General features: G+C 75.6%; 9 protein-coding genes. 4 read left to right on the forward strand and 5 right to left on the reverse strand.

All coding sequences use genetic code 11. From position 1 onward, the window contains the following. Both ABD944_RS39675 and ABD944_RS39680 read right to left on the reverse strand, forming a co-directional pair. On the reverse strand, positions 1 to 442 hold a 442-nt coding region (locus ABD944_RS39675), incomplete at its 3' end, for a hypothetical protein (protein ID WP_345186716.1). A 37-nt stretch (positions 443 to 479) separates the two neighbouring features. Then, the gene (locus ABD944_RS39680; RefSeq protein ID WP_345186718.1) at positions 480 to 1,115 is read right to left on the reverse strand and encodes a LysE family translocator; all 636 of its coding nucleotides are present in this window, start codon (positions 1,113 to 1,115) and stop codon (positions 480 to 482) included. A gap of 93 nt (positions 1,116 to 1,208) precedes the next feature. Between ABD944_RS39680 and ABD944_RS39685 the strand changes: the two genes are divergently transcribed. The 3 genes from ABD944_RS39685 (at position 1,209) to ABD944_RS39695 (ending at position 5,835) form a co-directional block, all read left to right on the forward strand. Then, the gene (locus tag ABD944_RS39685; RefSeq protein WP_345186720.1) at positions 1,209 to 2,549 is read left to right on the forward strand and encodes an aminotransferase-like domain-containing protein; all 1,341 of its coding nucleotides are present in this window, start codon (positions 1,209 to 1,211) and stop codon (positions 2,547 to 2,549) included. Between the two features lie 72 nt (positions 2,550 to 2,621). Next, complete coding sequence (locus tag ABD944_RS39690) at positions 2,622 to 4,313, forward strand: ABC transporter ATP-binding protein/permease (RefSeq protein ID WP_345186722.1); 1,692 nt, start codon at positions 2,622 to 2,624, stop codon at positions 4,311 to 4,313. 109 nt (positions 4,314 to 4,422) lie between these two features. Continuing rightward, positions 4,423 to 5,835 (forward strand): aminotransferase class V-fold PLP-dependent enzyme, encoded by a 1,413-nt coding sequence (locus ABD944_RS39695; protein WP_345186725.1) that lies wholly within the window; start codon positions 4,423 to 4,425, stop codon positions 5,833 to 5,835. A 6-nt stretch (positions 5,836 to 5,841) separates the two neighbouring features. On the opposite strand, the gene ABD944_RS39700 is transcribed toward ABD944_RS39695, so the two are convergent. The 3 genes from ABD944_RS39700 to ABD944_RS39710 form a co-directional block, all read right to left on the reverse strand. Continuing rightward, on the reverse strand, positions 5,842 to 8,340 hold the full coding sequence (locus ABD944_RS39700; protein ID WP_345186727.1) for a sugar phosphate nucleotidyltransferase: 2,499 nt from the start codon (positions 8,338 to 8,340) through the stop codon (positions 5,842 to 5,844). Continuing rightward, positions 8,337 to 9,038, reverse strand: coding sequence for a cardiolipin synthase ClsA (gene clsA / locus ABD944_RS39705; protein WP_345186729.1), 702 nt, complete (start codon positions 9,036 to 9,038; stop codon positions 8,337 to 8,339). The genes ABD944_RS39700 and clsA overlap by 4 nt, the downstream gene beginning before the upstream one ends. A 135-nt stretch (positions 9,039 to 9,173) precedes the next feature. Then, positions 9,174 to 10,340, reverse strand: a complete 1,167-nt coding sequence (locus ABD944_RS39710) for a sensor histidine kinase (protein ID WP_345186732.1) — start codon at positions 10,338 to 10,340, stop codon at positions 9,174 to 9,176. Between the two features lie 191 nt (positions 10,341 to 10,531). On the opposite strand from ABD944_RS39710, the gene ABD944_RS39715 reads away from it, so the two are divergent. Further along, positions 10,532 to 11,536 carry a hypothetical protein gene (locus ABD944_RS39715; protein WP_345186734.1) on the forward strand — a complete coding sequence of 335 codons (1,005 nt, stop codon included), beginning with the start codon at positions 10,532 to 10,534 and terminating at the stop codon, positions 11,534 to 11,536. The last annotated feature ends 30 nt before the right edge of the window (positions 11,537 to 11,566 follow it).

Here is an 11,566-nt window from a genome sequence, read left to right on the forward strand (position 1 = left end):
GGTGGACGCGGCGGCCCTCGGCGCTGCGGGCCAGCGCGGCGGCCCGGCGGCGCTCGGTGTCGGCCCGCAGCAGGTCGAGCCGGCGCTGCAGGGCGTCGGTCTCGGCGGTGCGGGCGTGGATCTGGTCGACGAGCTCGGAGTGCCGCTCGGCGGCCACCGGCTCGCTGCGGTGCACCTCGACGCCGGCGACGGCGGCCAGGGCCCCGGTGAGGGCGAGGACGAGCAGGACGCCGGCGCCCCGGAGGCCCCGCGGCCGCCTCCCGGCCCCGGAGGCGGCTTTGCGCGCCGCGGCCTCGGCGTAGCCGGGGTCGAGGCGCCGCCCGGCGAACAGGTCGGCGAGCAGCGACATGGAGGCGTCGGGGCGCCGGTCGGGCGGCCGCCCCCGGCCCTCGGGCCGCCCGTCGGGCTCCCGGCCGCCGGGCTCGTCCTCAGGTGAGATCACCGGCCCATCATGGCAAGGTCCGGCGCGGAGCGGCGGGTCAGGCGGTCGCGGGGCGCAGGCCGATGTGGACGGCGAGGGCGGCCAGCACCGAGCCCATCAGGTAGCGCTGGGCGCGCCGCCAGCCGGGCCGGCGCGCGAGGAAGGCGGCGATGGAGCCGGCGCCGAGCACGATGAGGGCGTTGACGGTGACGGCGATCACGACCTGGACGGCGCCGAGCAGCAGGATCTGGACGGCGACGCTGCCGCGCCCGGGGTCGGCGAACTGCGGGAGCAGCGACACGTACAGGACGGCGATCTTGGGGTTGAGCAGGTTGGTGACCAGGCCCATGGCGAACAGCCGGCGCGGCGGGTCGGCGGGCAGGTCCGCGGGCGTGAAGGCGGTCGTGCCGCCGGGCCGCAGCGTCTGCCACGCCAGCCACAGCAGGTAGCAGGCGCCGGCCAGCTTGATCGCGGTGTAGAGGGGCGGCACGAGCGTGAAGACCGTGGTGAGGCCCGCGGTGGCGGCCGCGACGTAGACGAGGAACCCCGCGGCGACGCCACCGAGCGAGATCAGCCCGGCGCGGCGGCCCTGCGTCACCGACCGCGACACCAGATAGATCATGTTGGGCCCCGGGGTGAGGACGAGGCCGAGGGCGAACAGGGCGATGGCCGCGACGGCCCCGAACGAGATCATTGCGCTCCAGACGACTCGAAGTTCTCCAAGAGTAGAAGTCGGGGTATCCTCGGTGCAATAAGAGAATTGTTCTCGGTGCAATGTGGGGTTCAGGTGGACGATTTCCGGCGGGTCGCGGACGAGCTGGCCGCCGACATCGCGGCGGGGCGGCTGCGCCCGGGCGAGCGGCTGCCGCCGCAGCGCGCCTTCGCCCGGCGCCGGGGCATCGCGGGCTCCACGGCGAACCGCGTGTACCGCGAGCTGGCCAGGCGCGGCCTGGTGGTGGGCGAGGTCGGGCGCGGGACCTTCGTCCGCGCCGCCGAGCGCCCGCCGGGGCCCGCGCTCGCCGAGCCCGCCGCCGCGCGCGTCGACCTGGAGCTCAACCACCCCGTGGCGCCGGGCCTGAGCGCCCTGCTGGCCGAGGGGCTGGAGCGCCTGCGCCGCCCGGACGTCCTGGCCGCCGCGCTCGGCCTCGCCGGGGTCGCGGGGACCGCCGCCGCCCCCGCGGTCGCGGCGGCGCTGCTGACCTCGCCCGGCCTGCGGCCCGCCCCCTCCGACGTCCTGTTCGCGGGGAACGGCCGGCAGGCCGTCGCGGGCGCGGTGGCGGCGCTCGTGCCCGCGGGCGGCCGGCTCGGCGTGGAGGCGCTGACCTATCCAGTGATCAAGGGGATCGCGGCCCGGCTCGGGGTGACGCCGGTCCCGATCGCGATGGACGAGCACGGCCTGCGCCCGGACGCGCTCGCCGAGGCCCATCGCGCCGCGCCGCTCGGCGGCGTCTACGTCCAGCCGACGCTGCACAACCCCCGCGGGACCACGATGCCGGAGCGGCGCCGCGCCGAGCTGGCCGGCGCGCTGGAGCGGCTCGGCCTGCACGCCGTGGAGGACCGCGTCTGGGCGTTCCTTCCGGACGGCGGGCCGGAGCCGCTCGCGGCGCACGCCCCGCACCGCACCGTCCTGGTCGACAGCCTCTCCAAGCGCCTCGCGCCCGGTCTGAGCCTCGGCTTCGCCGTTCCGCCCGCGGCGCTCGCCGGGCGCGTCGCCACCGCGCTGCGCTCCGGAGCCTGGGGCCCGCAGGGGTTCGCGCTGGAGGCCGCGGCGGGCTGGATCGCCGACGGGACGGTCGAGAAGGTCGTGCGGGCCAAGCGCGCCGACGCCGCGTCGCGGCAGCGGATCGCGGCCCGGTGCCTGGAGGGCGCGGCCGTCCGGTCCGATCCCTGCTCGTACTTCTGCTGGTGGGAGCTGCCCCAGCGGTGGCGGGCCGAGACGTTCGTGGCGGCGGCCGCCCGGCGCGGCATCGCCGTCACCCCGGCCGCCGCCTTCGTCGTGGGGGGCGCCGCCGCCCCGCGGGCCGTCCGCATCGGCCTGGCGTCCCCGCCGCCGGACGTCCTCGCCCGCGCCCTGCGGACGCTCGCCGGGATCGCCGCGGGGGACCCCGACGACGACGCCCCCGACTGACCGGATCCGGCGGCTGGACGCGCATCGGAAGATCGTCCATCGTCGGGGTGGGGTCGCCCGGCGGGAGGACAGATGATCGAGGTCCGCGAGGTGGGGCAGCGAGCGGCCGGGGGGCGGCGGACGCTGCGGGAGGTGTCGCTGTCGATCGGCGCCGGGGAGCTGGTGGCGATCATCGGCGGCAGCGGGGCGGGCAAGACCACCCTGCTGGACGCCATCGCGGGCGTCCGGCCGCCCGCCGAGGGCGAGGTCAGGTACGACGGCGGCGCGGCGGGCCCGGCCGCGGGCTCGCTGGGCTACGTGCCGCAGGACGACATCGTGCACCTGGAGATGCCGCTGCGGCGCACGCTGCGGTACGCGGCGGGGCTGCGGCTGCCCGCGGGGACGCCCCCCGAGCGCGCCGAGCGCGCCGTGGACGGCGTCCTGGAGGCGCTCGCGCTGACCGCGCGGGCCGGGCAGCGCGTCGGGTCGCTGAGCGGCGGCGAGCGCAAGCGGGCCAGCATCGCGGTCGAGATGCTGACGCGGCCCCGCGTGTTCTTCCTGGACGAGCCCACCTCCGGCCTCGACCCGGCGACCTCGGCCGACCTGATGCGGCTGCTGCGCGGGCTCGCCGACTCGGGGACCACGGTGGTGATCACCACGCACCATCCGCCGGACGTCCTGGTGTGCGACCGGGTGGCCATCCTCGCCCAGGACGGGCGGCTGGTCTTCTACGGAGCACCGGATGAGGCGCGAGAGCGGTTCCAGGCGGACCGGATCGAGGACATCTATCTGCGGCTGGCCGAAGGGGAGTCGCACGAGTGGACGGGCCGGTTCGGCGCGCGCGGGCGCGGCGCACCCCCGGCCCCGGCGTCGGCCCCGGCGTCGGCCCCGGCGTCGGCGTCGGCGTCGGCGTCGGCGTCGGCGTCGGCGTCGGCGTCGGCGTCAGGGCCGGAGACCGGCCCGGCGGTCACCGCGTTCCGGCAGTGGGCTCTGCTCACCCGGCGCAACCTGGACCTGATCACCCGCAACCGGCTCACGCTCGCGGTGCTGCTCGGGTCGCCGCTCATGGTGCTGGCGATGTTCGCGGTCCTGTTCCGGCCGGGGGCCTTCTCGCCGGAGTCCCCCAGCCCCGCCGCGACGGTGATGATCCTTTTCTGGATCGCCTTCGGGGGGTTCTTCTTCGGCCTGACCTACGGGCTGCCGCAGATCTGCGGCGAGCTGCCGGTCCTGCGGCGGGAGCGGCTCACCGGGCTGCGGATCGCGCCCTACGTGCTGGCGAAGGCGACCGTCCTGCTGCCGCTGCTGGCCGTGGTGGACGCGCTGGTGCTCGGCGTCCTGCGGGTCCTGGACCGGCTGCCCGCGGCGGGGTGGGGGACGTACGGGGAGCTGTTCGTCACGCTGCTGCTGTGCTCGCTGGCGGCGCTCGCGCTGGGCCTGCTCGTGTCGGCGGCCGTCACCGACCCGGCCCAGGCCACGATGGCGCTGCCGATGCTCTGCTTCCCGCAGGTGCTGTTCGTGGGCGCGATCCTGCCGGTCCCGGTGATGGCGGCGCCCGGACGATGGCTGAGCTGCGCCATGTCCAACCGGTGGGCCTTCGAGGGCCTCGGGCACAGCCTCGGGGTGGAGCGGCTCTGGGCGAGCGGGCGCTCGCCGCTGGGGCCGCCTCTGCTCGCCTCCTACGGTGACACGTTCTCGCGGTCGCCGGCCGTGGACTGGGCGCTGCTCGGCGGGTTCACGGCGCTGTTCCTGGCAGGGGCCTGCCTGGTCCTCACCCGGAGGACATAAAACCCCTTCCCCATAGGCCATTTAAGGACACCACGGCGCTCTTGCGTCACCTCCGGCGCGTCCCTGACCGTTTAATGAGGAATGCGGCTTTTGCATACGGGGGTACATTTTGAGCGCTTCGTCCAGTTATGACGTCGACCTCATGCCCGGCTACGCGGAGACGCGACCGCTGGACGAGCTGCGGGCCGCCGAGTACGCCTACCTGGACGAGCAGACGTACCTGGACTACACCGGCTCGGGCGTCGCCGCCGCCGCGCAGATCCGCGCGCACGCCGAGCGCCTCGCGGGGCGCTGCTTCGGGAACCCGCACTCGGAGAACCCCACCTCCAGCGCCTCCACGGCCCTCGTCGAGCGGGCCCGGCGGGCGGTCCTGGCGTTCTTCAACGCCTCCCCCGAGGAGTACGCGGTGGTGTTCACGCACAACGCCACCGGCGCATGCCGCCTCGTCGGGGAGGCCTATCCGTTCGAGCGGGGCGGGCGCCTCGTCCTCACCGGCGACAACCACAACTCGGTGAACGGGATCAGGGAGTTCGCGAGGGCGCGCGGAGCCGAGGTCGCCCACGTGCCCGTCCGCGGGCCCGACCTGCGGGTCCGCAAGGCCGACCTCGCCGCGGCGCTGGGCGGCGCCGGCGGCCTGCTGGCCTTTCCCGCGCAGAGCAACTTCAGCGGCGTCCGGCACCCGCTGAGCTGGGTCGACCTCGCCCACGCGCACGGCTACGACGTGCTGCTGGACGCGGCCGCCTTCGCGCCCGCCGGGCGCCTCGACCTCAGCCGGGTCCGGCCCGACTTCGTCCCCGTGAGCTGGTACAAGGTGTTCGGGTACCCGACCGGCGTGGGCAGCCTGGTCGCCCGCCGGGACGCCCTGGCCCGGCTGCGCCGCCCCTGGTTCGCCGGCGGGACGATCCAGGCGGTCAGCGCGCTCGGCGGCTGGCACGTGCTCGCGCCCGACGAGACCGCGTTCGAGGACGGCACCCTGAACTTCCTGTCCATCCCCGACGTGGAGTTCGGCATCCGCTGGGTCGGCGGCATCGGCATGGACCTCGTCCAGCGCCGCGTGGGGTGCCTGACCTCGCTGCTCCTTCGCCGCCTCGGGGACCTGCGCCACGCCGACGGCTCCCCCCTGGTCCGGGTGTACGGGCCGGAGGGCGCCGGCGGGCGCGGCGGCACCGTCGCGTTCAACGTGCTCGACCGCCGCGGCGCGGTCGTGGACGAGCGGATCGTGGCCCGTGACACCGCCGCCGCGGGCATCTCGATCCGGACCGGCTGCTTCTGCAACCCCGGCGCGGGCGAGGGCGCCTTCGAGATCCCCGAGCACGCCCTGCGCCGGACCGCCCGCCTGCGGATGCGGACGCTCGACGACTACCTGGGCGTGCTCGGGCTGCCGAGCGGCGGCGCGGTCAGGGCGTCCCTCGGCCTCGTGTCGAACGTCGCCGACGTGGAGCACCTCATCGCGTTCCTCGGCGCGCGCTACGCCGACCGGGAACCCGACCGGACCGGCCTCAGGCCCCGCGAACGCTGCTGAGGACGCTCAGGAGCCCGCGCGCTCGACGACGGCGGCCCACTCCGCCAGCAGCGCCTGGGCGGTGTCGGCGTCCGGCCCCTCGGCCCACAGGTGCGTCACCGCCTCCGCGGGATCGGGCAGCACGAGGACCCAGCGGCCGTCGCCCTCCACCACGCGCACGCCGTCGGTGGTGTCGAGCGTCCGGTTCCCCGCCGCCTCCACGACGTGCCGCATGACGCTCCCCTTGGCCGCCCACGGCGTCGGGACGGAGCGGCGCAGCAGGTGCGCGTCGGGGATGCGGCGGTCGATCTGCGACAGCGTCAGCCGCGTCCGCGCGACCAGGCCCACCAGCCGGACGAACGCCGCGATGCCGTCCACGGTGCCGCTGAACTCGGGCATCAGGAACCCGCCGCGCCCGTCCCCCGCGAAGACCACGCTCGGCTGCGCGGCCGCCTTGGTCAGCACGTCCTGGGACGTGGAGGTCCACTCGACCTGCACGCCGTGGAACCGGCACACCTGCTCGGCGACCCGCGTCGTCGTCACCGGCAGCGCCACCTTGCCGCCCCGCCGCTCGGCCGCGACGAGGTCCAGCATCACCAGCAGGGCCCGGTCGTCGCCGACCAGCTCGCCGTTCTCGTCCACCAGGGAGATCCGCTCCCCCACCGGGTCGAACCGGACGCCGAACGCGGCCCGCGACGAGGACACCAGCTCGCCGAGCCGCTCCAGGTCGCGCATCCGCTCGGCGAGCGTCTCGGTCGGGTTGGCCTCGTCCAGCCCGGCGTTGCGGGTGAGGACCTCCACGCCGACCTTGCCGAGCAGGTTCGGCAGCACCAGCGAGGCCACCCCGCCCGCGCAGTCCAGGACGATCTTCAGTCCGGCCTCGCGGACGCCGCGGATGTCGACGCGGCGCAGCAGGTCGCGGGTGTAGGTCTCCACGACGCGCGGGGGGTAGGTCAGCTCGGCGATCTCGCCGGGGAACGCGCGGCGGTACTCCTGCCGCCCGAAGACGCGCTCCAGCTTGCGCTGCGCGCCCTGGGACAGGTCGGCGCCGTCCGCGTCCAGGAACAGGATGTCGACGCCCTGCGGGTCGCCGAGCGTGGTGCGGATGTAGATCCCGCCGACGCTGTCCTCGCGGCCGGTCTCGAACCGGGCGACGGTCAGCGGCGTCGCCTCCAGGTCCTGGACGTTGATGGCGCTGGCGGTGAGCGCGCTGTTCACCGCGCGCTTGAGGGTGCGGGCGGCGCGGGAGACGTCCCGTCCGGTGACGACGGTCGTGCCCTTCTTCAGCGTCGTCGCGTAGGCGGAGGCGAGCCGCACCGCCAGCTCGGGGGTGATCTCCACGTTGACGAGGCCGGAGACGCCCCGCGGCCCGAACAGGTTGCGCTGCCCCCGCGACTCCCAGATCACGCTGGTGTTGACGACGGCGCCGGCCTCGATGGTCTTGAACGGGTACACCTTCACGCCGCTGGACACGTACGCCTCGGCCTCGATGACGCACTCGTCCCCGATGACGGCGCCCTCCTCCACGCGGGCGCCCGCCATGATGTCGGTGTTCTTGCCGACCACGCAGCCCCGCAGGTTCGTGGACGGCGCGACGAACACGTTGTCGTGGACGATCGCGCGGTGCAGGAAGGCGCCCTCCTTGACGACGACGTTGCTGCCGAGCACGGTGAACTCGCGCAGCTCGACCCCCGCCTCGACCTTCGCGTAGTCGCCGATGTAGAGCGGCCCCTTGAGGACGGCCTCGGCGTCCACCTCCGCGCCTTCGGCGACCCACACGCCCGGCGACATCTCGAAGCCGTCCAGCTCGATGCCGACCTGCCCGGAGAGCATGTCCGCCTGCGCCTTCAGGTAGCTCTCGTGGGTGCCGACATCCTCCCAGTAGCAGTCGGCCACGTACCCGAACAGGCGGGCGCCCTCGGCGAGCAGCTTCGGGAAGACGTCCCCGGACCAGTCGACCGGCTCGCCCTCCGCGACGTGCTCCAGGACCTCCGGCTCCATCACGTAGATGCCGGTGTTGACGGTGTCGGAGAACACCTGGCCCCAGGTGGGCTTCTCCAGGAACCGCTGCACGCGCCCCGCGTCGTCCACGATGATGATCCCGAACTCCAGCGGGTTCGGGACGCGCTTGAGGCCGATGGTGACGAGCGCGTCGTTGCGCTCGTGGAACCGCACCATGTCGGTCAGGTCGATGTCGGTGAGGGCGTCCCCGGAGATCACCAGGAAGCGGTCGTCGCGCAGCGCCTCCTCCGCGTTCTTCACGCTGCCGGCGGTGCCGAGGGGGACCTCCTCGGTCGCGTAGCTCAGCGACATGCCGAGCTCCTCGCCGTCGCCGAAGTAGTTGCGGATCAGCGCGGCCAGGAACTGGACGGTGACGACGGTCTCACCGAACCCGTGCCTCTTCAGCAGCCGCAGCACGTGCTCCATGATCGGCCGGTTGACGAGCGGCAGCAGGGGCTTCGGCTGGTTGGCGGTCATCGGACGCAGCCGCGTCCCCTCGCCTCCCGCCATCACGACGGCCTTCATCGGGGGGTCTCAGCTCCCTTCTGGCCGCCGGCCGGCGGTTCCGCGCCCGGCCCCTCCGCGGCCCCCGGATCGCCCGCCCCGGGCTCGCCGCCCGGTCCGGAGGACGGGGGCGGGGCGCCGCGGCCGGCCAGCACCAGCCGCCGCGTCTGCTCCCAGTAGAGGACCGCCGCCCACCAGTACAGGGCCGTCCCCCAGACGGCGAAGGCCCATCCGACGACCCGCGCCGCGGTGCCCGCGGCGCCGCCGTGGTCGCCGAGCAGCAGCAGCGGGAAGGAGTACAGCAGGCACATCGTCGCCGCCTTGCCGATGAAGTGCACGGGCAGCGTGCCGCCGTACCCGAGCCGCCGCACGATCGGCGCGATCGGCAGGATCGACACCTCGCGGGCGACGAGCGCGAGCACCAGCCACAGCGGGATGATGTCGCGGATGGTGAGCCCGACGAGCGTGGCCAGGATGTAGAGGCGGTCGGCGGCCGGGTCGAGGACCATGCCGAGCTTGCTCGTCTGGTTGAACGCCCGAGCCAGCTTCCCGTCCAGCCAGTCCGACAGGCCCGCGAACACCAGCAGGCCGAGCGCCCACCAGTCCGCCTCGACCAGGACGAGCCACAGGAACAGCGGGACGCCCAGGAGCCGGGCGAGGCTCAGGATGTTGGGCACCGTGAAGATCCGGTCCTGTGGGGCCTCCTGCAAAGTGCTCACCGACGTGTCGCCTCCCCTGGTCCCCTTGATCCTGACCCTATCCGTAAGGGGTGGAAAGCCCCCCGGCGGTGTCGGCGTCGGAAGTCGGGAGGGTTCGGGCGGGCGGGCGCCGCCGGCGCCTCCCGGGGGCGCGCGTCACGCCCGGTGGGGCGCGGCTGCGTTCTCCAGCGGGAGGACGGCGGTGACGACGAACCCGCCGGACTCCCCCGGCCCCGCGTCCAACGTCCCGCCCACGCTGCGCGCCCGCTCGATCATCCCGAGGATCCCGAACCCCTCGGGCGGGCCGCCGGACGGCCCCCGGCCGTCGTCGGCGACCCGGACGACGAGGCTCCCGCGGTCGCGCTCCAGGCTCACCGTCGCGCGCCTCGCGGCGGCGTGCTTGACAACGTTGGTCAGGGCCTCCTGGACGATCCGGTACGCCGCGACCCCCGTCTCCGGGGGCGGCGTCCCGACGTCCCCGTCCCGCAGGTCGACGTCGATCCCGCCGCCGCGCGCCGCGTCGACGAGGCCGGCGAGGGCGTGGAGGCCCGGCAGCGTCTCGGGGGCGCCGACGTCGGTGCCGCGCAGGACCTGGAGCGTGCCGCGCAGCTCGATCCGCGCGTCCCGGCACGTCGAGGCGATGGAGGCGAGCGCGTCGGCCAGCTCCTCCCGGTCGAGCGGCCGGTCCCCGCGCACCAGGTGGGCCGCGGCGCCGGCCCGCACGCCGATCAGCGTGATGCTGTGCGCGAGCAGGTCGTGCAGGTCGCGGGCGATCCGCAGGCGCTCCTCGGCGACCCGCCGGCGCGCCTCCTCCTCCCGGGTGCGCTCGGCCCGCTCGGCCCGCTCGGTGATCGTCGCGAGCCGCGCCCGGTGCACCCGCCACACCTGGACGGCGATGACGACCGACACCACGGCCTCGATGACGGCGATCTGCTCGCGCAGGGATCCGCCGCCCGCCCGCATCGCCGCGCCGACCACGCAGACGGCGAGCAGGCAGCCGACGACGCCGAGGACGATCCGCACCCGGCGCCCGAGCACCGCGTAGGCGAACAGCGCGATCACCTCGGCGGGCACCAGCGCGTGGTGCTGGTACTGCGCCAGGTGGTAGGGCAGCACCAGGACCACCAGTGCCAGCAGGCCGGGGGTCGGCCACCGCCGGATCACCGCGAGCGGGACGTGCGCGGCCACCAGGAGCGCCGCGCCGGGCGCGTCCAGGCCCCGGACGCCGGGCCACAGCACCGCGGCGACGGCCGCGGCTCCCGCCAGCGCCGACGCCGCCAGGGCGTCCTTCACCGTCACCTCGACCCGGGGCACCGTCAGCACGCGCCCATTCTCCCCCACGCACGCGATCTTCGCGCCGCGGCCCGCGCCCCCGCGCGACTGGTCCTTTCGGCGCCCCCTGCGCGGCCGGAGGCCCGCCCTATAGTTCTGCAAACCCCGTCACGAAGGGCCGACAGTTGTCCGTCCCCCCGCCTGCTGTCCCCCCGCCTCCCGTCCCCCCGCCCGGGCTCCGGATGACGCTCGGCGCGCGGGCCTACCGATGGCCGCTCCGCGTCCTGACCGCCGCGCCGGCGGCCGGCGCGGCCCTCCTGCTCGCGGCCCGCCCCGGTACGGGACCGCTCGACCCGGAGAGTGCCCGCCGGCCCCTGCTGCTCTGCGGCGGCGGCTGCCTGCTCGCCGCCCTGGCCGCCCTCATCTGGGCGGCCCGGCTCCACCGGGCCCGCCTCATCGTGACCATCGGCGAGCAGGGGGTGACCCTCCGCCGCAGTGGGCGGGAGGCGGCCGTCCCGGCCGGAGCCGTGGAGGCGGTCGGGATCAGGTGGCCCGTCGACGACCCGGTGTGGACGCTCTGGGTCGACCCGGAGCGGGCGCCCGGCGTCGAGGCCGTCGCCGAGGTCGACGGGAACGCGGTGACCCTGCTCAGGGGCGCGTCGCTGCCGTCCGGATGGCTTCCGGCCGTCCGGACGGCGACCGCGGACCGCCTCAGCGCCGCCTGGCGGGTCGTCGACGACGAGGGCCGGGAGGTCCCGCCGCCCGCGGCGGGCGCCCTGGCCGGGGCCCGCCGCATCGTCGTGGACGGCGCGGGCCGGTACCGCGACCGGGACGGCGGCGCGGTGCTCGCCGTGGCCTGCGGCCGGCGCGGCAGGCGGACCATCGTGCTTCGCGACCCCCACGCCGCCGCGCTGCTGGTGGTCCGGGGTCCGTCCCGGCTGCCGGGACGCGACCGCGTGCGCGTCCTCGACGCGGACGGCCGCCCTCTCGGATTCGTGCGCGGCCTGCGGGAGCCGTCCTTCCACACCGCCGGTGGGATGCTCCTCGGCACCACCCGCGCCACCGGCGACGGCCGCGTCGTCACCGGCGTCGACGGCCGCCGCTCGGCCACGCTGCGCATCATCGGCGACGCCGAGGCCCGGGTGGAGCTGGAGCGGTCGCCGTCCGCCCCCGACCCCCTCCGCACTCTGGTCCTGGCCCTGCCCGTCGCGATCCCCGCGCGCGACCTCCGCGCGGGCGCGCTCTAGCCCATGGGCGGCGGTTGCGGCAACCGGGGC

Origin of the sequence: Actinomadura verrucosospora (assembly GCF_039540335.1) — a bacterium.
In the GTDB taxonomy this organism is placed as follows: Bacteria; Actinomycetota; Actinomycetes; order Streptosporangiales; family Streptosporangiaceae; genus Spirillospora; species Spirillospora verrucosospora.